Source organism: Cellulosimicrobium cellulans, assembly GCF_016921195.1.
Taxonomy (GTDB): Bacteria; Actinomycetota; Actinomycetes; order Actinomycetales; family Cellulomonadaceae; genus Cellulosimicrobium; species Cellulosimicrobium cellulans_F.
In genome coordinates this window covers 353,320-378,846 of the sequence record NZ_JAFGYF010000002.1, presented here as the reverse complement: position 1 = coordinate 378,846, position 25,527 = coordinate 353,320, and the positions used below count along the sequence as shown (strand labels likewise).

The window sequence follows — 25,527 nt, the reverse complement described above, 5'->3', positions numbered from 1 at the left end:
AGGGGCGGGGGTGCGCGCACGGCCTGGCGGCGGGGGTGGTCCGCGACCGGGTGAGACGCGGGTCACACGCCTACCGTGGAGGGATGGCGGACGGGTGGCCCGGCCGTGCGGCGACGTGGCTGGGGTCGTGGTTCTGGGCACCGGACTACGACGTGGCGCGCGAGGTGCTGCAGCGGGGCACGGCGGCGGTGCTGGTGATGGCGTTCGTCGTGGTGGTGCGGCAGTGGCGGCCGCTGCTGGGCGAGCGCGGGCTGCTGCCGGTGGCGACGTTCGTGGCACGTACGTCGTGGCGGGACGGGCCAAGCGTGCTGCGGCGGTGGTGCTCCGACCGGTTCGTGGTGGGGATGGCGTGGTGCGGCGTCGTGCTCGCGGGGCTGCTGGTCGTCGGGGTGCCGCAGCGCGGTCCGTGGTGGGTGACGACGCTCGCGTTCCTGGTGCTGTGGGCGGCGTACCTGTCGGTGGTGAACGTCGGGCAGCGGTTCTACGGGTTCGGGTGGGAGTCGCTGCTGTGCGAGGTGACGTTCCTCGTGGCGTGGCTGGGGTCGTCGGGCGGGGGCGCGGCGCCCCCGGTCCTGGTGCTGCTGCTCGCGCGGTGGTGCCTGTTCCGGGTCGAGCTGGGCGCGGGGCTGATCAAGATCCGCGGCGACCGGGTCTGGCGGGACCTCACGGCCCTGGACTACCACCACGAGACGCAGCCGCTGCCGGGCCCGTTCTCCTGGCATGCGCACCACCTGCCGCGGTGGTGGCACCGGGTGGAGGTGGCGGGCAACCACGTGACCCAGCTCGTGGTGCCGTTCGCGCTGTTCGCGCCGCAGCCGGTGGCGAGCGTCGCGGGCGGGGTCGTGGTGCTCACGCAGGCGTGGCTGCTGGTGACGGGGAACTTCGCGTGGCTGAACTGGCTGACGGTCGTGCTCGGGCTGGGCGTGGTGAGCGACGGCGCATGGGCGGCGGTCGGGTCGTGGCTGGTCCCGGCGCTGGGGTCGGGCGAGCAGGTGCCCGACGGCCGGACGGACCTGGGTGGCCCGGTCGCCCTGGTCGTGGCGGTGCTCGCGGTGTCGGCGCTGCTGCTGGTGCTGAGCGTGCGCCCGGCGCGCAACCTCGTCGCGCGCCGCCAGCTCATGAACGCGAGCTTCGAGCCGTTCCGGCTCGTCAACGCCTACGGCGCGTTCGGCTCCGTGTCGCGGCGCCGGGACGAGGTCGTGATCGAGGGGTCGACAGCCCGTTCCCCCGGGCCGGACGACTGGGTCGAGTACGCGTTCCGCGGCAAGCCGGGGGACGTGGGGCGACGCCCGCCTCAGGTCGCGCCGTACCACCTGCGGCTGGACTGGCAGATGTGGTTCCTCGCGCTCGGTTCGCCCGGCACGCGGTGGTTCGAGGTGCTGCTGCTCCGGCTCCTCGAGGCCGACCGCCCGACCCTGCGCCTGCTCGCCGCGGACCCGTTCGCGGACGACCCCGCCGGGCCGGCCCCGCGGTGGGTGCGGGCCCGCGTCTTCCGCTACCGGTACACGACGCGCGACGAGCGGCGGCGCTCGGGCGACTGGTGGGCGCGCGAGGAGCGCGGCACGCTCGTCGACCCCGCCGACCTCGCGCGCCTGCGCCGGCTCCTCGGGCCGGACGCCTGACCGCGGGGTCCCGCCCGCCAGGCTCCATCGACGCCCTCTCACTCGAAGCGCGAGGGATCACCCGCGCCCGCGCGGACGACCTCGGGGGCGCCGTCGGAGAAGTCCACGACCGTCGTCGGCTCGCTCCCCCGCTCACCGCCGTCGACGACGGCGTCGACGACGTGGTCGAGCTCCTCCTTGATCGCCCAGCCGTCGGTGAGCGCCTCCGCGGACCCGGGGAGGATGAGCGAGCTCGACAGGATCGGCTCACCGAGCGCGGCGACGATGGCCTGCGCGACGGTGTCGTCGGGGATGCGTACGCCGACGGTCTTCTTCTTCGGGTGGGCCAGGCGCCGCGGCACCTCGGACGTCGCGCGCAGGATGAACGTGTACGGGCCGGGCGTCGCGGCCTTGATGGAACGGAACGCGGAGTTGTCGACCATGACGAAGTGGCCGAGCTGCGCGAAGTCGGCGCACACGAGCGTGAAGTGGTGCCGGTCGTCGAGGTGGCGGATCCGGCGGATGCGGTCGGCGCCCTCCCGGTCGTCCATGCGGCACCCCAACGCGTAGCCGGAGTCGGTGGGGTAGGCGACGAGCCCGCCGTCCTCGAGGAGGGCCACGACCTGCGCGATCGCGCGCGGCTGCGGGTTGTCGGGGTGCACGTCGAGGTAGCGGGCCATGGCTCCGAGCCTAGGCCCGGCCCCCAGGACGGCCCGGTGCTCGCGCCCGGCGTGCCGCGACCGTGCCCGCCCCCCGGGCTACCCCGGCAGGTGCGCGGCCACCCGGCGCAGCTCCGCCGGGCTCGCGTTGCCGCCCGAGCACACGACCCCGACACGACGCCCGGCGAACCGCTCCGGGTCGGCGAGCACCGCCGCGAGCGCCGCCGCACCCGCGCCCTCCGCGACGGTGCGCGCGGCAGTGAGGTAGAGCGCGGCGGCGCGGTCGATCGCGTCGTCGTGGACGAGCACGAAGTCGGTCAGGTGCTCGCGCAGCACCGCCTGGGTGAGTGCGAACCCGGTTCCGGTCGCGAGGCCCTCGGCGCGCGAGGTGTTGGGCCGCGCGAGGAGGTCCCCGGCGTGCCAGGAGTCGTGCGCGGCGGGCGACGCGGAGGACTGGACGGCGACGACCTCGAGGCCGGGTGCGAGCGCCGCGGCGACGAGGCACGCGGCCGCGGCGCCGCTGCCCCCGCCGACGGGCACGACGAGCACGTCGAGGTGCGGCGCACGCTCCAGCAGCTCGAGGTACGCGGTCGCGACGCCGGCGACGAGGAGCGGTTCGTTGGCGGCGCTGACGAGCCGGGACCCGTCGTCGGCCGCGAACGCCGCGGCGTGCTCGCGCGCGTCGTCGAACGTGGCGCCGGCGAGGACCAGGCGGGCGCCGAGCTCGCGCACGGCGTCGGCCTTGGTGGGGTTGGGGTCGGTGGGCATGACGATGGTGCAGGGGGTGGCGGTGGCGCGGGCGGCGTGGGCGACCGCCTGGGCGTGGTTGCCGGTGGAGAACGCGGTGACGCCGCGGGCGCGCTCGTCGGGCGCGAGGCGCACCAGGAGGTTGAGGGCGCCGCGGACCTTGAACGCGCCGGTGGGCTGGAGGTTCTCGTGCTTGACGACGACGTGGGCGCGGGTGGCGTGGTCGAGCGCGGCGTAGGTGCGCGCGGGGGTGGGGTCGAGGTGTGCGGCGAGGAGGCGGCGGGCGTCGAGGACGTCGCGCATCGTGGGTGGGGCGAGGTCTGCGGGGGCCATGCGTCCACGGTGACGCGTGCTGTCCCATAGGTCCAATGCCTGTTCTGAGTGGATCGATCGATCGGACCTATGCTTCGTCGGTGAGGCAGACGAGATGGACCTGACGCGGCTGCGCGTCCTGGCGGCCGTGGCGCGCGAGGGGTCGGTGACGGCGGCGGCGCGGTCGCTGCACTACGCGCAGCCGTCGGTGAGCCACCACCTGGCGCGCCTGGAGGCGGAGGTGGGCGCGCCGCTGCTGGAGCGGCACGGGCGGGGGGTGCGTCTGACGGCGGCGGGGCGACTCCTCGCCGCGCGGGCGGAGGAGATCCTGGGGCGCGTGGGCGCGGCGCGGGACGAGCTGGACGCGCTGGTGTCGCTCTCGGCGGGCCGGGTGCGCCTGGCGGCGTTCCCGTCGGCGCTGGCGACGCTGGTGCCCGACGTCGTGGCGCGGCTCGCGCGGGACCATCCCGGCCTGGGCGTGGGCCTGGTGGAGGCGGAGCCGCCGGAGGCGTTGGACGCCCTGCGGCGCGGTGCGGTGGACGTGGCGCTGGTGTTCGAGCACGACCGCTCCCCCGCCGACGTGGAGGGTCTGCGCGCGGTGCCGGTGCTCGCCGAGGAGCTGTTCCTCGTGCGCGCCGCGGACGACGGCGCGGGAACCGGTGGCGCTGGGCCTGCTCGCGCGACCGCCTCGGACCGGCTCGTGGACCTTGCGCCGCTCGCGGACGCGGCGTGGATCGCGGGGTGCGAGCGGTGTCGCGCGGACCTGGTGGGGCGGTGCGAGCGGGCGGGGTTCACGCCGCGGGTCGCGTTCGAGACGGACGACTACGTCGCGGTGCAGTCCCTCGTGGCGGCGGGCGTGGGGGTCTCGCTGCTCCCGGCCCTGGCGCTGCGCGCCCACCGGCACCCGCGGGTGGACGCGCACGCCCTGCCGGGCGCGGCCCGCCGGGTGCTGGCGGTGACCTACGGGGACCGCCCGTCGCCGGGGGCGGCGGCGGTCGTGGACGGCCTGGTGGACGCCGCGCGCTGACCGTCCCGCACCGGCTGGGCGGGCCGGTGCCGACGGCGCGCGCTCAGCCGGGCAGCACGACGGCGGGCGCGGCGAGCACCAGCAGCACGACGCACACGCCGGCCACCCCCATGGACAGGGCGAACGGCGCCCGGCTGCGTGGTCGGGCCACCCCCACGGCCCCCGCGGTGGCGGCGAGCGCGACCGCGATCCCCCCGAGCGCCCAGCCGACCGGTCCGGGCGCCGCCGGGGGCGCGAGCACCACGAGGACCGCGGCCGCGCCGAGCAGCACGGGCGCGAGCACCGAGCTCGCGCGCCGCCCGAGCCGGTGCGGCAGGCCTCGCACCCCGGTCGCAGCGTCGTCCTCGAGGTCGGGCAGCGTGTTCGCGACGTGCGCCCCCACGCCGAGCAGCGCCGCGGCCGCGACCGCCCATGGTGCGGGCCGCCCGTCCCCGGGCGCGGCGAGCACGACGAACACCGCGAGCAGCCCGAACGACAGCGCGTACGGGGCCCAGGACCACCACGTCGCCTTGAGCACGGCGTTGTACGACCATGCGCTCGCGACCGCGACGACGTGCACCAGTCCCGGCACGACCCCCGTCGCGAGCGACAGCACCACGCACGCGACCAGGGCCGCGAGCGCCGCGGTGCGCAGTGCGGCAGGCGTCACCACGCCGGTCACGACGGGCTTGTCCGCGCGCCGGACCGCGACGTCGCGGCGCGCGTCGAGCCAGTCGTTGCACCACCCGACGGAGAGCTGGCCGGCGAGGACGGCGAGCGCGACGAGCGTCGTCGTACGCGCTCCCGCGCCGATCCCTGCCGAGAGCGCGAGCGCGAAGGCCGTGACCATCACGGTCGGCGGGAAGTGGCTCGCGACGACGAGCCCCCGCACGCGCCCCCGCGGGCGACCGGTCACCATGGCGGCAACCTAGCCCGCCAGGGGCCCGCCCGCCCGGCACCGACGGAGGCACGAGGCGGGAGCCGCTCCCCCGCGCGGGCGCACGGGGCCGGTGCGACGATGCGGGCATGTCGCGCGTCGTCGCCGTCGGGACCTCGTTGCCCGACCATGCGTACCGCCAGGACGAGATCTCCCGGGTCACGAGCGAGCTGCTCACCGACGACCCGGTGCGACGCGCGCTCACGCGCCGCCTGCACGCCCACGCGGGCGTCGAGACCCGTCACCTCGCGCTGCCGATCGAGGACTACGGCGGGTTGTCGTTCGGGTCGGCCAACGACACGTTCCTCGCGCTCGGCACCGACCTCGCGGAGCGCGCCTGCCGGGCCGCGCTCGACGACGCGGGGCTGTGCGCGGACGAGGTGGACCACGTCGTCCTGACGACCGTCACCGGTGTCGGCGCGCCCACGCTCGACGTCCTCGTGGCCGCCCGGCTCGGTCTGCGCAGCGACGTGCGGCGCACCCCGTCGTTCGGGTGGGGGTGCGCCGGGGGCGCGGCGGGGCTCGCCCGGGCGGACGACCTGCTGCGCGGGCGGCCGCGCGACGTCGCGCTCCTCGTCGCGGTCGAGCTGTGCTCCCTCACGCTGCAGCGCGGCGACCCGTCGACGGCGAACCTCGTCGCGTCGGGCCTGTTCGGCGACGGCGCGGCCGCGGCCGTCCTCGTGGGCGACGAGCACCCGCTCGCGCGGCGCCCCGGCCCGTACGGACGGGCCGCGGACGACGGCGGGCGGTCGGGCGGGGCGCGTATCGTCGACTCCCGCTCGCACCTGCACCCCGGCACCACGGGGGACCTCGGGTGGCGCGTCGGCGACACCGGGTTCGAGATCGTCCTGTCCGCGCGCCTGCCCGAGCTCATCGGGGCGCACCTGCTCGGGGACGTCAAGGCGCTCCTCGCCGAGCACGACCTCGAGCCGGCCGACGTCGGCGCGTGGGTCGTGCACGCCGGCGGCCCGCGCGTCCTCGACGCGGTGCGCGACGCGCTGGGGCTCGCGGAGGACGACCTCGCGCTGAGCCGGGCCTCGCTGCGCGACGTCGGGAACCTGTCGTCGGCGTCCGTGCTGCACGTGCTCGCCGCGACGCTCGGGCGCCACCGGACGCCGTCCGGCACGCCCGCCGTCCTCGTGGCCTTCGGTCCCGGGGTCAGCACCGAGCTCGTGCTCCTGCGCGTCGACGGTCGCGGGGCACCGCGCGCGGGGGCCCGCGCATGAGCCTCGCCTGGTACGTCGCGCTCGTCGGCGCCACGGCCCTCGAACGGCTCGCGGAGCTCGTCGTCTCCGCGCGCAACGCCCGCTGGTCCTTCGCGCGAGGCGGCGTCGAGTCGGGCCGCGGGCACTTTCCGGCCATGGTCGCCCTGCACACCGGGCTCCTCGTCGCGTGCGTCGCCGAGGCCTGGCTCGCCGACCGGCCCTTCCTGCCGTGGCTCGGCTGGCCCATGCTCGTCCTCGTGCTCGCGAGCCAGGGCCTGCGCTGGTGGTGCATCGCGACCCTCGGACCCCGGTGGAACACGCGCGTCATCGTCGTGCCCGGCCTCCCCCTCGTGGCCCGGGGGCCGTACCGGTGGCTGCGCCACCCGAACTACGTCGCGGTCGTCGTCGAGGGCTTCGCCCTCCCCCTGGTGCACTCGTGCTGGGTGACGGCGCTCGCGTTCACCGTCCTCGACGCCGTGCTCCTGGCGCGGTTCCGCATCCCGGCCGAGGAGCGGGCGCTCGCGCTCGCCACCGCGGGCGGGCCCCGCCCGGCGTCGTCGTGAGCGTCGCGCGCACCGACGTGCTCGTCGTCGGCGGCGGGCCCGTCGGGCTCGCCGCCGCGCTGCACGCCCGCCGGGCCGGGCACGACGTCGTCGTGGTCGACCGCCGCGCGGGCGTCATCGACAAGGCGTGCGGCGAGGGCCTGCTGCCCGGCGCGCTCGCCGCGGTGCTCGACCTCGGTGTCGACCCGCCCGGGCACCCGCTCGCGGGCATCAGCTACCGCGACGCCGCGCGCCACGCCGACCACCCGTTCGCGGCCGGGCCGGGGCGCGGCGTGCGGCGCACCGCCCTGCACGCGGCCCTGCGCGAGCGCGCCCTCGCCGAAGGGGTGACGATCGAGCACGCGACCGTGCGCGCGCTGCACCAGGACGCGCGCGGGGTCGACGTCGCGCTCGACGCGGCACGCGAGGAGGGCGGCCCGCGCTCGGTCGTGCGCGCCGCCTGGGTGCTCGGGTGCGACGGGCTGCACTCCACCGTCCGGCGTCTCACCGGGCTCGACGCCCGCGCGCGCGGCCGCGCCCGGTTCGGGCTGCGTACCCACTACCGCGTCGCCCCGTGGAGCGACCTCGTCGAGGTGCACTGGGCCCCGCACGCCGAGGCGTACGTGACACCGGTCGCGCCCGACGTCGTCGGCGTCGCCGTGCTCACCCACCGCGCCCCCGCGAGCCGGGCGCCGGGCTCCGGGCCCCGGAACGGCGCCGCCACGGGGCTGGACGCCTTTCCCGAGCTCGCGCAGCACCTACGCGGCGCACCGGTGCTGGGCCGCGTGCGCGGGGCCGGGCCGCTGCGCCAGCGGGCGCGACGACGCACGGCCGGGCGCGTGCGCCTCGTCGGCGACGCGTCCGGGTACGTCGACGCGCTCACGGGCGAGGGCGTGCGCGTCGGGCTCGCCCAGGCCGACGCCGTCGTGCGCCACCTCGACGACGCCGCGGCGTACGAGCGGGCCTGGGCGCGCGCGACGCGCGACTACCGCGTCCTGACGACCGGGCTGCTCGCCTGGGCGGGCAGCCCCGCCCGCGGCGCGATCGTGCCCGCCGCGAGCGCCGCCCCGTGGCTGTACGGCGCGGTCGTCGAGCGCCTCGCCCGCTGAGCACCCCCCGCGGCGCGAGACGGTCGCCCGGAGCCGGACGGCGACCGGTAGCGTTCGCCGCATGGCGTCGTCACCACGGCTCGGAGCCGGTCCCCGCCGGCAGTGGGCTGCGCTCGTCGCCGGGATGGTCGCGTTCGGTGCGGTCGAGGTCGTCACGGTGCACCTCGTCGCCGGGGCGCTCCTGCCGGACGTCGCGGCACTCGTCGTCGACGTGGTCCTCGGGGTCGCGACGCTCGTCCTCGTCGTCGCCCTCGCCTCGCCCCTGTGGGCGTCCTACCGGCTCGGCGCCGACGCGCTCGTCCTGCGGTTCGGCTGGGTCGGCGGTGTGGTCGTCCCCCGGGCCGACGTCGTCCGCGCGACGGAGTACCGAGGCACCGCGGCACGGCCCGTCGAGCTCGGCGCGGGCCACGACGTCGCGGACGAGACCGCGGACGAGCCCGCCGCGGGCGTCGTGTCGTTCGTCCGGTCCACCCGGTCGCCGGTCGTCCGCCTCGACCTCGGCGCACCGGTGACGGCCCGCGTCGCGGGCACACGACGCGTCACGGCGACCACGGTGCTCGTCGGCGTCGACGACCCCGACCCGCTGCTCGCGCTCGCACCGTAGCCCACGGTCGAGCGCACGCCGCGGCTCCAGGACGCTGTGGGCGCGGGCGGCTACGGTGCGCCCATGACCTCACTCGACCTGCACGTCGTCCCCGACCGCTTCCTCCTCGCCCACGTCCCGGGCGCCACGTTCCCCGAGGACGACGAGTGGGTCGCGCTCGTGCGCGCCCCGGAGGGGCTCACGGTCGTGCGGCACGCGTCGCCGTTCGACGAGGCCGAGCGGTGGGCCGGGTTCTACGGCTCGGCCCACGGGCTGGAAGCGACGGGCGTGCTCGCGTCCGTCGTCGGCCCCCTCGCCGAGGCGGGGATCCCCGTCTTCGTCACGTCCACGTTCCACGCCGACCTCGTGCTCGTGCCCGAGGCGCGCCTCGACCCGGCCACGCGCGCGCTCCGCGACGCCGGGCACGCCGTCGCCGGTCCCCGTTGAGGCCCCGCCGGGGCGAGCCCCCGCCGCCGCCGAGGCCGGTCCGCCACAGGAACGAGCGCCCGGCAGCGTGCCTCAGTCGCGCGCGACCGCCGCGGCAGCCTCGAGGATGCCCCGGGACCGCTCGCGGGTGAGGAACGCGAGCACCGCGTCCTTCTCCCCCACGCGCACGCGGTCGGCGACCTCGAAGCCCAGCGCGCGCATCCGGGCGTGGGCGCGCGCGTTCGCGGCGTCCGGCTCCACGACGACGCGGTCCACGCGCGCGTCGGCGAAGCAGAACGCGACGAGCAGCGGACCGACCGCGCCCCACAGGTCCGCGCCGCGGGGCCCACGGGCCCCGAGCAGGAAGTGCGCGCCGACGTCGCCGGGCCGCACCGGGTACGCCTCGCCGACCGGGTCGTGCTCCGGCTCGTACGTCTGGAGCAGCGCCACGGGAGTCTCGTCCCAGCGCACGAGGAACGCGTGGTGCGTGGGCAGCGCGCCGACGTAGGCGTACAGGTCGCGCAGCTCGGTCCTCGTCAGCTCCGCGAGCCCCCAGAAGCGCGCCCACGGCCGGGTCACCCAGTCGTGCAGCACGTCGAGGTCGGCGTCCGGGTCGAGCACGCGGACCGTCAGCCGGCCCCCGCCGGGGGCGTCGTGCGCCAGCAGGAGCTCGCCCGGGGCCCCGTTCCGCAGCCTCCCCTCGTGCGCGTCCGGGACGCGCTCGGTCGTCACGGCAGGGGTGGTCATCGGGTCTCCTCGTGGCGCAGCAGGGCCCAGTCGGTCACGACGGGCACGGTCTCGGCCTCGGCCCACGCGCAGAGCTGGTCGGCGAAGTGCGGCGAGCGCGGGTCCCCGCTCGCGCCGAACGGCACGCCCCACCGGCTCGCGTCCCGGTCGGCGAGGTCCCACACCCAGCGCGCGACCGACCCGCGCACGCACACGTCGGCGATCCCCGGCACGCTCGCGGTGCAGCGCACGGTGTCCGTGTCGCCGCCGAGCGGCACGTCCGGCACGTCCGGGACCGGCGCGCCCGGCACGTCGAGGAGCACGTGGAGCCCGCGCACGCGGTGGGTGTCGCCCCACACGGGCGCGGCGCCCGTCCGGTCCGGGCCTGCCCGGCCGGGGTCGTCGCTGCCCCCGGGGCCCCGGACGACCTCCCCCAGCGCGGTCCACGCCTCGCCCGCCCCGTCGATCCCCAGCCAGGCGGCGCCGAGCAGCGCCGGGAGCGCGTCCGCGACGCGCGCGGTGACCGACAGCCACGGCGCGAAGATCGGGTCGAGCCCGTGCGGCGCGTGCAGGGGTGCGAGCGCGGGGTGCGCGGCGACCCGGCGCGCGAGCGCGGAGCGCCACGCGGCGAACAGGGCGGCGTCCGCGCCGTCCGCGTCCATGCGGCGGTCCCAGTCGCGCAGACGGCGGGCGGCGCGCACCGACCCGGGATCGCGCGAGCCCGCCTCGCCCGTGGCCTCGTCGAGCCACCGCAGCAGCTCGCCGGCCCCGGCGAGCAGCGTGTCCGCGTGCACGCGCGACTGGTCCGCGGCCGTCCCGTCGTCACCGGCCGCGTCGAGCAGCGCGCGGATGCGCCGCGCGCGGTGGGGCGGTGCGTACGTGTGGCCGAGGTCGATCTCCGGGCGCGCGGGGCGCTCGTTCGCGTCGACCGCGACGTCGTCGACGGCCACGGGCCCGGGCGGCACGACCCACGGGCGGTCGCGCGCGGCGTCGGACCACGCGGTCAGCGGCAGGACGCGCTCGACCGCCTCCCGGCGCGGCACGCGGCCCGCGGTGACGGACAGCACCTCGTCGCGGTCCGCCGCGAGCACGCGGTCCACCGGGTCGGCCCACGTCGCGAACGCGTCCGTCACGTCGCGCGCCGAGCGGGCGCGCAGCAGCCGCCGCCACGCCGCGACGCCGAGGTCGGCGTCCACGCGCGCGGGCAGGCGGACCGCGAACGTGCGGTCGGGCTCGTCCGGGCCGCCGGTCACGACGACGCCGCGCGCCGTCTCGACCGTCTCCACCCGGTGCTCCACGGGCCCGCCGGCGGCGCGCACGCGCACGGTCGCGACGACGACGTCCGCGGGCTCGGGGCCGTCCGGCCCCAGCGCCTCGACCCCGCCGTCGGCGGTCCGGCGCAGGCGCTCGGCGACGACGTCGACGTGGTGCGCCATCGCGTTCGTCACGCCCCAGGCCGCGGCACCGGCGTGGCCGAAGTGCGGGAGCCCCGGCACGCCGGGGAAGGCGAGGCCGAGCACGTCGTAGTCCGCGCACGCGAGGCGCACCTGCTGGTAAACCCCCGGCAGCTCGAGCAGGCGGTGCGGGTCGCCCGCGAGCAGCGGCGCCCCGCTGCGCGTGCGCGCGCCCGCGAGCGCCCACGCGTTCGACCCCGAGCCGGGGCCGCCGTCGACGGCGAGCAGGTCGAGCACGTCGGTGAGCGGCACGTCGGGCCGCGACCGCGCGACGGCGGCCCCGAGCGTGCGGGCGACGTGGTCGCGCCACAGCACGTGCGGGAAGCCGGAGAAGAGGACGTGCGCGACGAGGAACACGCCGAGCGGCGCCCACGCGGGCCACGGCTCGTGCGGGGGCAGGTCGCCCCCGCCGGGCCACGCCGGGTCGGCGAGCGCGTGCAGCTCGGGCACGTCGCGGCCCCGGGCCAGGCCCTCGTCGACGCCGGCGGTGTACGCGTCGACCCAGGCGCGGTCGTCGTCCGTGAGCGCCGCGTAGGCGCGGCGCGCGGTGTCGGCGAGGCGGACGCGGTGGGCGAACCGGTCCCACGCGAGGCCGGGCTCGCCCAGGCGTTCGGCGAGGCGCCCCTCGGCGCGCCACCGGTCGACCTCGATCTGCCAGCCGCGGTCGAGCGCGGTGACGTAGCCCTGGCCGCGGGCGAGCGCGAGCTCGTCGGCGGCACGCACGTGCGGCACGCCCCACGAGTCGCGGTGCACGGCGAACCCGCCGCGCGGGAGGTCCGGGGTCGCCGGGGCGCGCACGTCAGGCGTCCCGCGCGGCGGGGTTGGCGAGCGTGCCCGCGTACAGCAGGGACGCGGACTGGTCGGCGAGGTCGACCATCTGGAGCGTGTTGCGCAGCTGGAGCCGGTTGAGGCACGAGTGCGCGAACCGTGGTGCGCGCAGGTCGACGCCGCTGCGCAGGTCGGGGTGGTCGGCCCGGTGGGCGTCGAGGCACTCGGCGACGAGGCGCCAGAACCGGTCCTCGGGCAGCACGCCGTCTCCGGCGAGGATCGCGGCGAGGTGGCGCAGGACGCCGTCGTACACGTCGGTGAAGATCGCGAGAGCCTTCTCCTCGCCGTCGACGACGGCGCGCACGCGCTCGACGCCGGACGGGAGCGGGGCGTCGCCGAGCACCGCGATCTCCTCGCCGACGTCCTTCATGACGGCGCGGACGACGACGTGGTCGCGCAGCACGAGGATGAGGTTCTCGCCGTGCGGCATGAACGCGAGGTCGTGCGCGAGCAGGGCGTGGGCGAGCGGGCGCAGGTAGGCGTCGAGGTAGGCGCGCACCCAGTCGGCGGGGTCGAGGCCGCAGGCGCGCACGAGCGCGGTCGCGTGCGCGGCGCCGTCGGCGTCGCGGTGCAGGAGCGAGGCCATGGTGGCGAGGCGCTCCCCGGGCGCGGTGCGCGGCACGGGGCTCTCGCGCCACAGGGCGGCGAGCATCTTGCGGTGCGGGGACGGCGTGGCGGTGCGGTGGTAGACGTCGCCGGTGTACCCGACCGAGGCGAGCTCGCGCAGCACGGTGAAGCCGCGACCGCCGAGCTCGGGGTCGGCGGCGACGAGGTCGGCCACCCAGTCGTTGATCGCGGGCGTGTCGCGCATGTAGTCGGGCGACAGGCCGCGCAGGAACCCCATGTTCTGGATCGCGAGCGCGACCTTGACGTAGTGACGCCCGGGGCGGGTGCGGTTGAACAGGGTGCGGATCGACTGCTGCGGCTGGTACTCGTCGGCGCCCTGCCCGAGCGGCACGAGGTCGCCGCGCGCGACGTCCGCGGCGAACGTGATGGGCACCCGGTGCTCCCACTGCCACGGGTGCACGGGCAGGTAGAGGTAGTCGGCCGGGTCGAGTCCGCGCGCGGCGAGCCGGTCCGCGAACGCGGCGCGCTCGTCGGCGGTGAGCTCGCCCGCGTAGTGCGACGCCTCGTCGAGCCCGGCGCCGAGCGCGAGGTGCGTGTGCTCGCGCCGTGCCGCGAGCCAGACCAGGCGCACGCGCCCGCCGTTCTCGGGCGCGTAGGCGCGGTACTCGGAGAGGCCGAACCCGATGCGCCCGTTGTTCGCGACGAACCCCGGGTGCCCCTCGGTCATGGCCGCCTCGACCTCCTGGAACGAGGCGTCGAGGAGGTCGACGGCGCTCGGGCCCCCCGTGCGCTCGTACCGTTCGAGCTTGGCGGTCGCGCTCGCGAGCGTCGAGGACACCTCCTCGAGGTAGGTCGCAAGCAGGTCGTCGGGGATGTTCAGGTCGGGCTGCAGCTCGACGACGAGGTCCAGGGCGTCGACGGGCAGGTCGCGCGGCGCGCCCGCCTGTCCGGACGGCCCCGGGGCCACGGCGGTGCGCCGGATCGACGCCTCGTCGAGCACCCAGTGCTCCAGCGCGTAGCGACGCGCGACGAAGCGGTACTCGACGGCGCCGCCCGCGACGGGCAGCACGTACTGGCCCGGGCCGTTGGGCTCGACCGGCCAGACCTCGGCGCGCGGTGCGAGCAGGCGCTCGTGCGTGAGCTCGGCGATCGCCTTGGCGACGAGGTGGCGGTGCGCGCGCTCGGCCAGGTCGGCGCGCAGGTGCGGGACGACGTCGACGCCGTCCCCCAGCGGGCTCGCGTCGAGGTCGGCGCGCGTCGCGACCGCGAGGTGCGCCGTCTTGCCCGGCAGCTCGAGCTCGGCCAGCACACGGAACCCGGCCGCCGCGTTCTTCGCCGCGATCGCGACGTTGCGCACGTCGGGCTCGACGACGACGCGCCGCGCCCCGCGCCCGGCGCGGTCGAGGCAGAAGCGCACGACGGCGCCCATCACCGCGGACGTGAACCCGCTGCGCGCGGGACCGGCCGGGGGCGCGACGAGCAGGTGCATCCCGACGTCGCCCGGCTCCAGGTGCGCGACGGCCGCGGGGACGTCGGCGAGCGTGACGCGCGCCGGGTCGTAGGTCTCGACGAGGAACGCCGGCACGCCGTCCACGCGGCCGAGCCACGCGTCCTGGTGCGGGTCCGCGGTCACCTCGGCGAGGTAGCCCCGCACGCCGTCCACGTCGAGGTGGCCGAGCTGCCAGAACGCCGAGCGCGGGTGGGCGAGCCAGCCCTGCACGAGCCCGGCGTCGCGCGCCGGGTCGACGGCGTCGAACGAGACGTCCGCACGACCCGCGCCGAGGCGGACCCGCACCGCGAACACGGGGTCCGGGGCCGGAGCGCGGTCGCCCGTCGGGACCGCGGACGACGGCGGGGTGGTCACCGTGCTCATCGGGCCTCCCCTCCCGCGCGCTCGCCGACGCCCACGGGCGCGGTCACCGGGGCGGCGGCCGCGTCGTCGGGCAGGCCGAACGTCTGGAACGCGATCCGCTCCTCCACCGGGTACACCTCGCGGCCTGTGACGGTCCGCAGCACCACGGCGTTGCGCCACGCGGCGAACCCGAGGTCCGGGGCGGTGATCCCGTGCGTGTGCTCCTCGCCGTTGAGCACGTGGACCCTTCGCGCGTCGTCGACCGTGTAGTCGCGCGCGACGTCGAACCGCCCGAGCTCGTCGAACCGGAGCAGGTGGCGCACGGGGTCGAGGAACGCGGGGACCGCCGCCGCGTAGCCCGTCGCGGCGACGAGCGCGCGCGTGCGGCGCTCGACCTCGCGCCCGAGCTGGGCGTGGCGCAGGCGCAGCACGTACTCCCCCGCCTCACCCGCCCGCGGCTCGTAGCGCGCGGCCACGACCTCCGTGTCCGTGAGCAGCGTCGTCGGCACCGGGCGGTCGAGGCTCAGACGGTACAGAGCGTCGTAGATCTCGTCCACGAGGTCGCCGCTGATCCCCTTGTACAGGCCGCGCTGCTCACGACCGAGAAGCTGGCGCAGCTCGAGCGGCAGGGCGTGGAAGTGGTCGGTGTACTCCGGCGACGTCATCTCGAGCGTGAGCTTGGTGTACTCCATCGGGAAGAAGCGCGGCGAGCGGGTCACCCAGTCGAGCCGGTACCCGGGGCTGCGGGCGTCACCGTGCACGCCGTCGAGCAGGTCGCGGTACACCTCGGCGGCCGACTGGCCGCTGCCCACGACCGTGACCGACCCGGCAGCGACGAGCGCGTCGCGGTGCGGCAGGTACTGCGCGCTGTGCACGAGCGGCCCGGCGCCGGGGTGCTCGCCGCGCGCGACCTCGTCCGCGAGCGCCCGCAGCGCCGGCGGCAGCACGGGCGCGGTGCCGACGCCGAGCACGAGGTGGCGGCCCCGGTGCTCCTCGGTGCCGGTGACGGCGCCGTCCGCGTCGAGCACCTCGGCCCGCACGAGGAACGCGTCGGCGGCCGCGTCGTGCTCGACGGCGACGACGCGCCGCGACCAGCGCAGCGAGGTCAGCCGCGCCGCGACCCAGCGGCAGTAGGCGTCGTACTCGGCGCGCAGCGGGTAGAACGACTCGCGGATGTAGAACGGGTAGAGGCGCCCCGTGGCCTTGAGGAACGCGAGGAACGAGTACGGCGACGTGGGGTCCGCCATGGTGACGAGGTCGGCGAGGAACGGGACCTGGATCGTCGCGCCCTCGATCATCATGCCGGGGTGCCAGCGGAACTCGGGCGCGGCGTCGAGGAACACGGCGTCGAGGTCGTCGAGGGGCGCGGACAGCGCCGCGAGGCCGAGGTTGAACGGCCCGATGCCGACGCCGACGACGTCGCGGACGCTCATCGCGCCACCGCCCCGGCCGTCGCGAGCGAGGCCACGAGCTCCGCGGCGTGCGCGTCGTCGCCGTCCCCGTCCTCCAGCAGCGCGTCGCGCTCGACGAGCGCCTGCGCGGTCGTGCGCACGAGGTCGAGGACGCGGCGCACGTCCGCGAGCGTCACGGCCGGGTTGAGCAGCGTGAGCTTGAGGCACGGGACGCCGTCGAGCACCGTCTTGGCGACGACCGCGCGCCCGGACTCGAACAGCACGCGCCGCACGAGCGGCACGAGCCGGTCGGCGTGCCGCGCGGCCAGGCCCGGCGGCTCGTAGCGGAACAGGACGGTGGACAGGTCGGTGCGAGCGAGCACCCGCAGGTCGGGATCGTGGGCGAGGTCGGCGTGCACGGCCGCGGCGAGGTCGCACACCGCGTCGACCATCGCGCCGACGCCGTCCGGGCCGAGCGCGCGCAGCGTCGCCCAGAGCTTGAGCGCGTCGAAGCGCCGGGTCGTCTGGAGCGACACGTCGACCTGATTGGGCTCGGCGTTCTCGCGCGGGTTGAGGTAGTCCGCGTGGTGGGCGACACGCTCCAGGTCGGCGCGGTCGCGCACGATCAGCGCGCTCGCGGACACGGGCTGGAAGAACGCCTTGTGGTAGTCCACGGTCACCGAGCGGGACCGCTCGATCCCGTCGAGCAGGTGCCGGCGCGTCGGGGACACGAGCAGCCCGCAGCCGTACGCCGCGTCGACGTGCAGCCACACGCCCGTCGCGTCGCACACGTCCGCGACCGCCGCGAGGGGGTCCACGCAGCCGCGGTCGGTCGTACCCGCGGTCGCGACGACCGCCATGACGACCTCACCCCCCGCGCGCACCGCGCCGATCGCCGCCGCGAGCGCCGCGGGGTCGAGGCGTCCGTCGGCGTCGGCGTCGACGTGGACCACCGCGTCGTCCGCCAGGCCGAGCAGCAGGGCCGAGCGGGCCACGCTGAAGTGGCTCGACGCGGACGCGAGGACGCGCAGGCGCGGCAGCACGGCGGACCGACCGGGTCCGCCCGCGCGCGCCGCGCGCTCGACCGCGCGCTCGCGGGCGAGGAAGAGCGCGTGCAGGTTGGACTGCGTGCCCCCGGAGGTGAGCACCCCGTCGCCGGCGGGGTACCCGACGCGGCGCGCGGTCCACGCGACGACGCGGCGCTCCATGAGCGTCGCGACCGTCGACTGGTCGAACGTGTCGACGGACGTGTTGACCGCCGCGAGCATCGCCTCGGCGCCGACGGCGGGCAGCGCGACCGGGCAGTTGAGGTGGGCCGCGTACGCGGGGTCGTGGAACCACACCGCGTGGGTCGCGTAGAGGTCGGCGGCCTCGCGCAGCGCGGCGTCGGTGCCGACGCCCGGGGCGTCGAGGTCGACCGCGTCGACGAGCGTCGCGAGGTGCGCCCGGCTCGCGCCCGACCAGGGCTGGGTCACCGCGGCCGCGCGCGCCGCCACGTCGTCGACGACGGCGTGCAGGGTGCTCGCGTAGTCGCCCGCGGTCGCGCCCGTGAGCAGGGCCGGGGAGGTCGAGGGGCCGTGCGCGGGCGCGACGGATCGTGCTGAGAGCATGACGAGGCTCCACGTGCGGGGAGAGGACCGCCACGGATCGCGGCGGGCAACCTGAGGTTTGCCTTGCCTAACCTAGCGCAGTGCGGACGGCCGTCAAGAGTGACCTGCGCCACGCCGCCGTGGACGCGGGACCATCCCGGCGGGAGGATGGCAGTCGCCCGTCCGTGGCTCCCCGAGGAGGCCGTGTGGAACCGACCGTCGCGACGACCCGCCCCGCCATCGTCACCGTGGACGACGACCCCGGGGTCTCGCGCGCGGTCGCGCGCGACCTGCGCCGCCGCTACGGCGACCGGTTCCGCATCGTGCGCGCCGAGTCGGGCGCCGCGACGCTCGACGCGCTGCGCGAGCTCGCGCTGCGGGGCGAGGACGTCGCCGTCGTGCTCGCCGACCACCGCATGCCCGGCATGACCGGCGTCGAGCTCCTCGAGCAGGCGATGGACCTCTTCCCGGCCGCCCGACGCGTCCTGCTCACCGCCTACGCGGACACCGAGGCCGCGATCGAGGCGATCAACGTCGTCGACCTCGACTACTACCTGCTCAAGCCGTGGGACCCGCCCGAGGAGAAGCTCTACCCCGTCGTGGACGCCCAGCTCGAGGCATGGTCCGCGACCGACCGGCGCCGGCCGGCCGAGACCGTCGTCGTCGGGCACCGGTGGTCGGCGCGGTCGTCGCAGGTGCGCGAGTTCCTCGCGCGCAACCGCGTGCCCTACCGGTGGTACCCGTCCGAGTCCGCCGAGGGAGCTCGCCTGCTCACCGCCGCCCAGGCCGACGGCGAGTCCCTCCCGCTCGTGGTGACGCCGGAGGGCCAGGCGCTCGTCGCGCCCGACGACGCGACGCTCGCCGAGCGCGTCGGCCTCGCCACGCGGCCCGCGGCCGACTTCTACGACCTCGTCGTCGTCGGTGGCGGACCCGCCGGGCTCAGCGCCGCGCTCTACGGGGCGTCGGAGGGCCTGCGGACGGTGCTCGTCGAGCGCACCGCGACCGGCGGCCAGGCCGGTCAGAGCTCGCGCATCGACAACTACCTCGGGTTCCCCGACGGCATCTCCGGCGCCCAGCTCGCCGAGCGCGCCCGGCGCCAGGCCGTGCGGTTCGGGGCGGAGATCGTCACGACGCGCGACGCCGTCGAGCTCGACGTCGACGGTCCGGCGCGCTCCGTGCGGTTCCCCGACGGCACGTCGATCGACGCGCACACCGTGATCCTCGCGTCCGGCGTCTCCTACCGGCTGCTCGACGGCCCGGGCCTCGCCGACCTCGTGGGCCGCGGCGTGTTCTACGGCTCGGCGCTCACCGAGGCGTCCGCGTGCCAGGACCAGGAGGTGTACGTCGTCGGCGGCGCCAACTCCGCCGGGCAGGCGGCGCTCTACCTCGCGCGCGACGCCAAGCAGGTCACGCTCGTCGTGCGCGGCGACTCCCTCGCCCGGTCCATGTCGTCCTACCTCGTCGAGCAGGTCGAGGCCCACCCGCGCGTGCGCGTCCTCACCCGCACCGAGGTCGTCGCGGCGTCGGGCGACGACCACCTGGAGCACCTCGAGCTGCGCGACGTCGACACCGGCGAGACCACGCGCGTCGAGTGCGGGTGGGCGTTCGTGTTCATCGGCGCAGCGCCCCGCACCGACTGGCTCGACGGCGTCGTCGCGCGCGACCCCCGCGGGTTCGTGCTCGCCGGCCCCGACCTGCTGCACGACGGCGCCCCGCCCGCCGGGTGGACGCTCGACCGTCCCCCCTACCACCTGGAGACGTCCGTCCCGGGCGTGTTCGCCGCCGGCGACGTGCGTGCCGAGTCCGCCAAGCGCGTCGCGTCCGCCGTCGGCGAGGGCGCCATGGCCGTCATGCTCGTCCACCGCTACCTCGAACAGCTCTGACCACCGTCCCGCGACACAGCCCCGACCCGAACCCGGAGGCGACACCGTGACCAGCACCGAGGACCCCACCACCACCCCGCCCGCCGACGCCACCTCCGGAGCACCCGCCCCCACGGGCACCGCCGCGGCCGCCGCCGCGCGCGGCTGGCTGCCGTGCGACGTCGACGAGCTGCGCGCCACGTTCCTGTTCGAGCACCTCACCGACGACCAGCTCGCGTGGTTGTGCGCGACCGGCCACGTCGAGCGGCACGACGCGGGCTGGCTGTTCCACGAAGGCACGCCCGCCGAGGCGTTCTACGTCATGCTCGACGGCGGTGTCGCGCTCTACCGGCGCGTCGGCGAGGACGAGGTCGAGGTCTCGCGCACGCGCCAGGTCGGCGTGTACCTGGGCGCGTGGAACGCCTACCTCGGCGACCGGCTCCCCCAGACGTACCTGCACTCGGCGCGCGCCCTGGAGCCGTCGCGCTTCTTCGTGCTCGCGGCGCACGACTTCGCCAAGCTCATGACGGAGTGGTTCCCCATGGCCGTGCACCTGCTCGAGGGCGTGTTCTGGGGCACGCGCGACGCGCAGCAGCTCGTCGGGCAGCGCGAGCGGCTGCTCGCCCTCGGGTCGCTGTCGGCAGGCCTCACGCACGAGCTCAACAACCCCGCCGCGGCCGCGGTGCGCGCGACCGGGACGCTGCGCGAGCGCGTCGCCGCCATGCGGCACAAGCTCGCGCTCATCGCCGACGGACCCTACGACCGCGCCACCCTCGCCGAGCTGATCCGGCTCCAGGAGGAGGCGCTCGAACGGTACGCGGACACCCGTACGGCGGACGCCGTCGGCGCGCTGGAGACGTCCGACCTGGAGGACCGTCTCACCGACTGGCTCGACGACCACGGCATGCCCGAGGGCTGGCGCGTCTCGCCCGCGCTCGTCCAGGCCGGCATCGACGAGCCGTGGCTCGACCGCGTCGCCGAGCGCGTCGACGCCGGCGCGCTCACCGGCGCGGTGAGCTGGCTCGCGTACACGATCGAGACCGAGCAGCTCATGGCCGAGATCGAGGACGCCACGGTGCGCATCTCCACGCTGGTCGGCGCGGCCCGCCAGTACTCCCAGCTCGACCGGGCGCCGTTCCGTCCCGTCGACCTGCACGAGCTCCTGGACTCGACCCTGACGATGCTCGACCACGCCCTCGCGGGCGTCGAGGTCGTGCGCCGCTACGACACCGGCCTGCCGCCCGTGCCCGTCTACGCGGCCGAGCTCAACCAGGTGTGGACCAACCTCGTCGAGAACGCCGCGCAGGCGATGGGCGGGGCCGGCACGCTCACGGTCACGACCCGCCGCGCCGACGACCACGCCGAGGTCGAGATCGCCGACACCGGGCCGGGCATCCCCGACGACGTGCGTCCCCGGATCTTCGAGCCGTTCTTCACGACCAAGCCGGTCGGGCAGGGCACCGGGCTCGGCCTCGACATCTCGTGGCGGATCGTCGTCAACAAGCACCACGGCGACCTCACGGTGACGTCCGTGCCCGGCGACACCCGCTTCGTCGTCCGGCTCCCGCTGGAGCCGGCGGCGGCCGCCCCGGGGCCCGGCGCCGACACCGACCGATGACGGCCCCCGCCCCCGCCGCGGGAACGTCGCCCGTCGGCGAGGAGCGCCACGCGTCGTGGCTCGAGCTGTTCTTCGACCTCGTCGTCGTCGCGGGCATCGGCATGCTCGCCCACCTCCTGCAGGAGGACCACGACGGCGGCGGGCTCGCCCTGTACGTCGTCGCGTACACCGCGTTCTGGCTCGTGTGGGCCTGCTTCACCACGTACGGCAACGTCGCGGGCGAGGGCGCCCGGCCGCTGCCGATCCTCGCCGGGATGGCCGCGCTCGCGGTGATGGTCGCCGCGGTGCCCGGCATCCACGACGAGCACGCCCGGGCGTTCGCGGTCGCGTACGTCGTGGGCCGGCTCGTCGCCGCGCGGCCCTGGCGACGCACGACCGTCGTCGTCGACCTGCCCGCGGTGCAGGCGCTGACCGGCGTCGTCCCCTGGATCGTGTCGTGGTGGTTCGACGGGCAGACCCGGTACACGCTCTGGGCCGTCGGCCTCGCGATCGACCTGCTGCTGCTCCTCACGCTCTCGGGCGAGCGCCTCGTGGACCGGGCCCAGGAGCGCCTCGACGAGGTCCGCGAGCGCCGAGGTCGTGGGCCGGGATCCCGGCGAGACCGTGCCGGGCGCGTGCCACGGCGCGAGGGGCACGACGTCGAGGGGCGGCGCCGTGGCGGCGGACGCGACGCCCGGGACCTCGAGGTGCCCGAGACGGTCGACGCGGCGGCGAGCGACGTGCCGCACCTCGGCGAGCGACTGGGCCTGTTCGTCATCATCGTGCTCGGCGAGGGACTCATCCAGGCGATCGACGCCGCGAGCGCCGCCGAGTGGGACCGGACGCTGCTCGTCGCCGGAGCGGGCGCGTTCACCCTGCTCGTGGGCCTGTGGGCGCTCACCGTGCGGTCGGGCTACGCGGGCGTCGCGCTGCTGCGTCCCGCCGGGGTACGGCCGCGGTCCGCGTGGTTCCTGCACCTGGTGACCACCGGGGCGCTCGCGACGCTCGCGGGCGCGCTCGGGGGCGTCCTCGACCGTCCGGCGCGCGCGCTCGACCCGGCCGAGCTCGCGCTGCTCGTCGGGGCGTTCGCCGTGCACGGGCTCGTGTCCGCGGGGGTGCACGCCGCGCTGCGCGACGCGCGCACCGCGGTCCTGGTCGCCGTCCCGGTCGTCGTCGCCGGCGCGGTCGCGTGGCTCGCGGGCGGGACGATCTCCGCGGCCGGCCTCGTCTGGGTGCTGTCGGGAGCGCTGCTCGTGCAGCTCGCCGTCGCCGGCCGGCCTCGCGGGGCGCGCGCGCCGGCCGGGGCGGCCACCTGACGACGGTGACCTGCCCGCGCAAAATCGTGGACGTCGGACGATCGGGGGCATAGCCTCGTGGCGTCCGGTCGAACCCGCCCGGACGCTCGACCATGACGACCGGTGAAGGAGAGGTGGACCCGCGTGCTGCACCAGTGGTCCACCGACCCGTCCCGAAGGGCGCTCCTCAGGTAGACGACGTACGTCGTCCATCTGCAGAGCCGTCCTGGGGCACCGTCCTGGGGCGGCTCTCGTCGTCCACCCCAGCTCGGCCCCACGTCACGGCCGCCACGGCCACCGACACGACAGGAGGCGCGACGATGAGCGAGGTGGTCATCTACAACCTCGGCGGCAGCCAGGAGCTCGGCCGCGTGTCGTTGCGCCACGCGATCCGCATGCTGCACCGGCGGGTCGCCGAGGTGCTCGAGGCCGTGGAGGGCGAGACGTTCGGCCCGTACCAGCAGCCACGCTCCGTCGCGCTCGTGCGGTACGTGCACGCGCGGTGGGTGTACGAGCGCCAGGGGCGCGTGCCGTACTCGCGCGCGGCCCTGCTGCGCCGCGACCGGTACCGCTGCGCGTACTGCGGCGGGACCGCGACGACCATGGACCACGTGGTCCCCCGCTGCCAGGGCGGCACCACGACGTGGCTCAACGCCGTCGCCGCGTGCGAGCCGTGCAACGCCGCCAAGGGCGGCCGCACCCCGGAGCAGGCGGGTCTGCGGATGCTCAGACGCCCGTTCGAGCCCGCGTTCCGCGACATCTACCCGTCGGCGCCCGCCCCGCGCAGGCGCTGACGGGTCCCCGACCGGTCTCCCGGTCGGTCCGCGGGCCGCCCGGCCGGTGGCGGTGACACCGGCCGGGCTTCCCCGCACCGCCGCGATCTACCCCGTCCTCTCCGCCGACGTGGACCTCGCCGGAGGCACGGCGTCGAACCGGATCGCACCGGACACCACGAGGTCGGCGCGCGAGCGGGTCGGCTCCACGAGCAGCGCGTTGCGCCCGTCGACCTCGCTCGCCCAGGCGGTCGCCGCCTCGACCGTGCGCCCGTGGCGCGTGTGCCGGTCGACGAGGCGCCGCTCGCGCTCCGTGGGGTCGGTGCCGCAGAACCACGCCTCGTCGAGCAGGCCTGGCACGCGATCCCACGGTTCCTCGGCCACCAGGAGGTAGTTGCCCTCGACCACGACGACCGCGTGCGACGGCTCGACGGCGATCTCCCCGGCCACCGGCTCGTCGACCTCGCGGTGGAACGACGGCGCGTACACGGTGCGGTCGGGCTCCTCGCGCACCCGGCGCAGCAGGGCGACGAAGCCCCAGCCGTCGAACGTGTCGAGAGCGCCCTTGCGCTCGTGGCGGCCCAGCCGGTCGAGGGTCGCGTTCGCGAGATGGAAGCCGTCCATCGGCACGTGCACCGCCTCCGGTCCGATCGCCTCCGCGAGCCTCAGCGCGAGCGTCGTCTTGCCCGCGCCCGGGCTGCCCGCGATCCCGACGACGACACGCGCGCCGCCCGACCGCTCACGCAGCGCGCGCACGCGCGCGAGGAGCACGGCCGGGTCCGCGACCCCGGCGGACGACTGCGCGGTTCCGGGCACGAGGGGCACGGCATCCTTCTCGACGGTCATGCGCCCAGTCTCCCGTGCCGCGGACGCGCGGCGCGCGGGTCGGCGGTGCCGGGACCGATGAGTCGTCGGCGCGGGGCGGGTCTCACCCCTCGACCCAGGACCGCGAGCTCGGGAGGACGACATGGCCACGGTGGTCGCAGGAGCAGCGGTGTCGCTGGACGGCTACGTCCAGGACGCCGACGGAAGCATCGAGGCGCTGTACGCGGACTTCGAGGAGCTGGCGAGCAGCGCGTACCTGCGCGAGCTCCAGGAGCGCACCGGCGCCGTCCTCATGGGCCGGCGCACGTACGACATGGCCCCGGACCCCGACGGCTACGCGGACGGCTACGAGTTCCAGGTGCCGATCTTCGTCGTCACCCACACGCCGCCGCCGGTCGCGCCCAAGCGCAACGAGCGGCTGTGGGTCACGTTCGTCACGGACGGCGTCGCGTCGGCGGTCCGGCAGGCCCGCGACGCCGCGGGCGAGCGCGACGTGACCTTCATCGGCGGGGCCGACGTCTTCCGCCAGCTCTGGGCCGCCGGGCTCGTCGACGAGCTCGCGGTGGAGGTCATGCCGGTCCTCCTCGGGGGCGGCGTCCGGCTGTTCGACGGCGAGGCGCCCGCCGTCCTCGAGAAGGTGCGGGTCGAGGACGTGGGCGCGCGCACCGCGCTGCGCTACCGCGTCGTCCGGGAGGCCGGCGCGGCGAGCGGACAGGCCTAGCTCACGCGCTGGCCGGCACGACCCGGTCCGCCGCCACGTCGGGCGGACCAGCCGCGAGCGCCGCGACCGGGTCGCGCGCGAGGTCCGCGGCCGGCAGGCCGGTCTCCCGGCTCAGCGCGCGCAGCAGCCCGGCGCGCGAGGCGTAGCCCGCGGCACGGGCCGCGGCGTCGAGGTGCGAACCGCCGCGCAGCCGGGCGACGGCGACGTTGAGGCGGGCGCGCGTGCGCCAGCGCCCGAACGCGAGCCCGGTCTCCTCGACGAAGAGGCGCTGGACGTGCCGCGCGCTGGCGCGGCGCCGGTCGGCGAGCTCGTCGAGCGTCGCGACGCCCCGGCGGGCCTCCTCCGCCACGGCCCGTGCGACGGGGTGCACGGGCAGCCGGAGGGCGAAGTAGTCGCCCGCGAGCCCCCGCAGGACGTCCTCGAGCGCGGCGCGGAACGGCGCGACCTGCTCGGGCGTCGCCGGGGCCGCGCACAGGACGGCCGTGAGCACGGTGGTGAGGGCGGGCACCACGCCGAGGCGGTGGACGCGCGCCGGCGGCCGGACCCCGGGCGAGAGCACCGGGCCGAGCGCCATCGAGTCGCCGGGGAGGCGCATCGCGTGCGGCACCCGCGGGGCGAGCCAGAGGTTCTCGTGCGTCCGCAGGGTCAGGGGCACGCCGTCGACGACGAGCTCCGCGGTCCCGGCGACGACGTGGACGAGGTGCGGCTCGTCGTGGGCGTGGGTGTCGTGCCCGAGGAAGCGGACGGAGTGCTCGGGGACGACGGCGGCCAGCGCGGTCGGGTTCATGCGCGCTCCTCTCCCCCGGGCCCGCGGGTCCCGGTCGCGTGTCGTCTTCGGGACGGGCCGTGTCACGTTCGGACGCGGCCCGGCCCTCAGGTGTGGTTAGCCTAACCTCGCGAGGTGCGCCCCGGTACGCCGT

22 protein-coding genes are annotated in these 25,527 nt (G+C 76.7%); 12 read left to right on the top strand and 10 right to left on the bottom strand.

The window, feature by feature from the left end:
• The first annotated feature begins 83 nt into the window (after positions 1–83).
• A complete protein-coding gene (locus JN535_RS06680; protein WP_205204035.1) occupies positions 84–1,622 on the top strand; it encodes a lipase maturation factor family protein in 1,539 nt (512 codons plus the stop codon).
• Between the two features lie 38 nt (positions 1,623–1,660).
• Here JN535_RS06680 and JN535_RS06675 read toward each other — a convergent pair whose 3' ends face one another.
• Both JN535_RS06675 and JN535_RS06670 read right to left on the bottom strand, forming a co-directional pair.
• On the bottom strand, positions 1,661–2,281 hold the full coding sequence (locus tag JN535_RS06675; RefSeq protein ID WP_141388263.1) for an L-threonylcarbamoyladenylate synthase: 621 nt from the start codon (positions 2,279–2,281) through the stop codon (positions 1,661–1,663).
• Positions 2,282–2,359: 78 nt separating this feature from the next.
• Positions 2,360–3,340, bottom strand: a complete 981-nt coding sequence (locus tag JN535_RS06670; protein ID WP_205204033.1) for a threonine ammonia-lyase — start codon at positions 3,338–3,340, stop codon at positions 2,360–2,362.
• A gap of 94 nt (positions 3,341–3,434) precedes the next feature.
• Here JN535_RS06670 and JN535_RS06665 point away from each other — a divergent pair, with 94 nt between their 5' ends.
• A complete protein-coding gene (locus JN535_RS06665) occupies positions 3,435–4,346 on the top strand; it encodes a LysR substrate-binding domain-containing protein (RefSeq protein ID WP_205204031.1) in 912 nt (303 codons plus the stop codon).
• A gap of 43 nt (positions 4,347–4,389) precedes the next feature.
• Here JN535_RS06665 and JN535_RS06660 read toward each other — a convergent pair whose 3' ends face one another.
• The gene (locus JN535_RS06660) at positions 4,390–5,244 is read right to left on the bottom strand and encodes a UbiA family prenyltransferase (RefSeq protein WP_205204029.1); all 855 of its coding nucleotides are present in this window, start codon (positions 5,242–5,244) and stop codon (positions 4,390–4,392) included.
• 107 nt (positions 5,245–5,351) lie between these two features.
• On the opposite strand from JN535_RS06660, the gene JN535_RS06655 reads away from it, so the two are divergent.
• The 5 genes from JN535_RS06655 to JN535_RS06635 all read left to right on the top strand — a co-directional run bounded on the left by JN535_RS06655 (position 5,352) and on the right by JN535_RS06635 (position 9,148).
• Positions 5,352–6,488, top strand: coding sequence for a type III polyketide synthase (locus JN535_RS06655; protein WP_205204027.1), 1,137 nt, complete (start codon positions 5,352–5,354; stop codon positions 6,486–6,488).
• Entirely contained in the window at positions 6,485–7,030 is a 546-nt protein-coding gene (locus tag JN535_RS06650) for an isoprenylcysteine carboxyl methyltransferase family protein (protein ID WP_205204025.1), read from the top strand. Before JN535_RS06655 ends, JN535_RS06650 begins: the two co-directional genes overlap by 4 nt.
• Positions 7,027–8,118, top strand: a complete 1,092-nt coding sequence (locus JN535_RS06645; RefSeq protein WP_205204023.1) for an NAD(P)/FAD-dependent oxidoreductase — start codon at positions 7,027–7,029, stop codon at positions 8,116–8,118. Before JN535_RS06650 ends, JN535_RS06645 begins: the two co-directional genes overlap by 4 nt.
• A gap of 61 nt (positions 8,119–8,179) precedes the next feature.
• Positions 8,180–8,722 carry a hypothetical protein gene (locus JN535_RS06640; protein WP_205204015.1) on the top strand — a complete coding sequence of 181 codons (543 nt, stop codon included), beginning with the start codon at positions 8,180–8,182 and terminating at the stop codon, positions 8,720–8,722.
• Positions 8,723–8,785: 63 nt separating this feature from the next.
• Positions 8,786–9,148: an ACT domain-containing protein gene (locus tag JN535_RS06635; RefSeq protein WP_205204008.1), complete on the top strand. Its 363-nt coding sequence runs from the start codon at positions 8,786–8,788 to the stop codon at positions 9,146–9,148.
• Positions 9,149–9,220: 72 nt separating this feature from the next.
• On the opposite strand, the gene JN535_RS06630 is transcribed toward JN535_RS06635, so the two are convergent.
• The 5 genes from JN535_RS06630 to JN535_RS06610 are packed head-to-tail and all read right to left on the bottom strand — an operon-like array spanning position 9,221 to position 17,555.
• Positions 9,221–9,874: a GNAT family N-acetyltransferase gene (locus tag JN535_RS06630; RefSeq protein ID WP_205204006.1), complete on the bottom strand. Its 654-nt coding sequence runs from the start codon at positions 9,872–9,874 to the stop codon at positions 9,221–9,223.
• A complete protein-coding gene (locus JN535_RS06625) occupies positions 9,871–12,105 on the bottom strand; it encodes a penicillin acylase family protein (protein ID WP_307868322.1) in 2,235 nt (744 codons plus the stop codon). Before JN535_RS06625 ends, JN535_RS06630 begins: the two co-directional genes overlap by 4 nt.
• Position 12,106: 1 nt before the next feature.
• The gene (locus JN535_RS06620; RefSeq protein ID WP_205204004.1) at positions 12,107–14,575 is read right to left on the bottom strand and encodes a GNAT family N-acetyltransferase; all 2,469 of its coding nucleotides are present in this window, start codon (positions 14,573–14,575) and stop codon (positions 12,107–12,109) included.
• Entirely contained in the window at positions 14,572–15,987 is a 1,416-nt protein-coding gene (locus JN535_RS06615; RefSeq protein WP_205204002.1) for a lysine N(6)-hydroxylase/L-ornithine N(5)-oxygenase family protein, read from the bottom strand. The genes JN535_RS06620 and JN535_RS06615 overlap by 4 nt, the downstream gene beginning before the upstream one ends.
• On the bottom strand, positions 15,984–17,555 hold the full coding sequence (locus JN535_RS06610) for a pyridoxal phosphate-dependent decarboxylase family protein (RefSeq protein WP_205204000.1): 1,572 nt from the start codon (positions 17,553–17,555) through the stop codon (positions 15,984–15,986). The genes JN535_RS06615 and JN535_RS06610 overlap by 4 nt, the downstream gene beginning before the upstream one ends.
• Positions 17,556–17,740: 185 nt before the next feature.
• Here JN535_RS06610 and JN535_RS06605 point away from each other — a divergent pair, with 185 nt between their 5' ends.
• From JN535_RS06605 to JN535_RS06590, 4 genes are all read left to right on the top strand, one after another.
• A complete protein-coding gene (locus tag JN535_RS06605; protein WP_205203998.1) occupies positions 17,741–19,417 on the top strand; it encodes an FAD-dependent oxidoreductase in 1,677 nt (558 codons plus the stop codon).
• Between the two features lie 46 nt (positions 19,418–19,463).
• On the top strand, positions 19,464–21,014 hold the full coding sequence (locus JN535_RS21195; protein WP_307868321.1) for an ATP-binding protein: 1,551 nt from the start codon (positions 19,464–19,466) through the stop codon (positions 21,012–21,014).
• A complete protein-coding gene (locus JN535_RS06595; protein ID WP_205203997.1) occupies positions 21,011–22,309 on the top strand; it encodes a low temperature requirement protein A in 1,299 nt (432 codons plus the stop codon). Before JN535_RS21195 ends, JN535_RS06595 begins: the two co-directional genes overlap by 4 nt.
• A 299-nt stretch (positions 22,310–22,608) precedes the next feature.
• Positions 22,609–23,082 (top strand): HNH endonuclease, encoded by a 474-nt coding sequence (locus JN535_RS06590; protein WP_205203995.1) that lies wholly within the window; start codon positions 22,609–22,611, stop codon positions 23,080–23,082.
• Between the two features lie 87 nt (positions 23,083–23,169).
• On the opposite strand, the gene JN535_RS06585 is transcribed toward JN535_RS06590, so the two are convergent.
• A complete protein-coding gene (locus tag JN535_RS06585) occupies positions 23,170–23,907 on the bottom strand; it encodes a nucleoside/nucleotide kinase family protein (protein WP_205203993.1) in 738 nt (245 codons plus the stop codon).
• Between the two features lie 121 nt (positions 23,908–24,028).
• Here JN535_RS06585 and JN535_RS06580 point away from each other — a divergent pair, with 121 nt between their 5' ends.
• The gene (locus JN535_RS06580; protein ID WP_205203991.1) at positions 24,029–24,607 is read left to right on the top strand and encodes a dihydrofolate reductase family protein; all 579 of its coding nucleotides are present in this window, start codon (positions 24,029–24,031) and stop codon (positions 24,605–24,607) included.
• A gap of 1 nt (position 24,608) precedes the next feature.
• On the opposite strand, the gene JN535_RS06575 is transcribed toward JN535_RS06580, so the two are convergent.
• A complete protein-coding gene (locus tag JN535_RS06575; RefSeq protein WP_205203989.1) occupies positions 24,609–25,394 on the bottom strand; it encodes a helix-turn-helix transcriptional regulator in 786 nt (261 codons plus the stop codon).
• Between the last annotated feature and the right edge of the window lie 133 nt (positions 25,395–25,527).

Bases quoted from the DNA above. Each gene is read 5' to 3' on its own strand.
- JN535_RS06620 (WP_205204004.1), bottom strand. From the start codon at position 14,575: ATGAGCACGGTGACCACCCCGCCGTCGTCCGCGGTCCCGACGGGCGAC.
- JN535_RS06595 (WP_205203997.1), top strand. From the start codon at position 21,011: ATGACGGCCCCCGCCCCCGCCGCGGGAACGTCGCCCGTCGGCGAGGAG.
- JN535_RS06650 (WP_205204025.1), top strand. From the start codon at position 6,485: ATGAGCCTCGCCTGGTACGTCGCGCTCGTCGGCGCCACGGCCCTCGAA.
- JN535_RS06680 (WP_205204035.1), top strand. From the start codon at position 84: ATGGCGGACGGGTGGCCCGGCCGTGCGGCGACGTGGCTGGGGTCGTGG.
- JN535_RS06665 (WP_205204031.1), top strand. From the start codon at position 3,435: ATGGACCTGACGCGGCTGCGCGTCCTGGCGGCCGTGGCGCGCGAGGGG.
- JN535_RS06580 (WP_205203991.1), top strand. From the start codon at position 24,029: ATGGCCACGGTGGTCGCAGGAGCAGCGGTGTCGCTGGACGGCTACGTC.
- JN535_RS06675 (WP_141388263.1), bottom strand. From the start codon at position 2,281: ATGGCCCGCTACCTCGACGTGCACCCCGACAACCCGCAGCCGCGCGCG.
- JN535_RS06590 (WP_205203995.1), top strand. From the start codon at position 22,609: ATGAGCGAGGTGGTCATCTACAACCTCGGCGGCAGCCAGGAGCTCGGC.
- JN535_RS06660 (WP_205204029.1), bottom strand. From the start codon at position 5,244: ATGGTGACCGGTCGCCCGCGGGGGCGCGTGCGGGGGCTCGTCGTCGCG.
- JN535_RS06655 (WP_205204027.1), top strand. From the start codon at position 5,352: ATGTCGCGCGTCGTCGCCGTCGGGACCTCGTTGCCCGACCATGCGTAC.
- JN535_RS06635 (WP_205204008.1), top strand. From the start codon at position 8,786: ATGACCTCACTCGACCTGCACGTCGTCCCCGACCGCTTCCTCCTCGCC.
- JN535_RS06585 (WP_205203993.1), bottom strand. From the start codon at position 23,907: ATGACCGTCGAGAAGGATGCCGTGCCCCTCGTGCCCGGAACCGCGCAG.
- JN535_RS06640 (WP_205204015.1), top strand. From the start codon at position 8,180: ATGGCGTCGTCACCACGGCTCGGAGCCGGTCCCCGCCGGCAGTGGGCT.
- JN535_RS06575 (WP_205203989.1), bottom strand. From the start codon at position 25,394: ATGAACCCGACCGCGCTGGCCGCCGTCGTCCCCGAGCACTCCGTCCGC.
- JN535_RS06630 (WP_205204006.1), bottom strand. From the start codon at position 9,874: ATGACCACCCCTGCCGTGACGACCGAGCGCGTCCCGGACGCGCACGAG.
- JN535_RS06670 (WP_205204033.1), bottom strand. From the start codon at position 3,340: ATGGCCCCCGCAGACCTCGCCCCACCCACGATGCGCGACGTCCTCGAC.
- JN535_RS06615 (WP_205204002.1), bottom strand. From the start codon at position 15,987: ATGAGCGTCCGCGACGTCGTCGGCGTCGGCATCGGGCCGTTCAACCTC.
- JN535_RS06610 (WP_205204000.1), bottom strand. From the start codon at position 17,555: ATGCTCTCAGCACGATCCGTCGCGCCCGCGCACGGCCCCTCGACCTCC.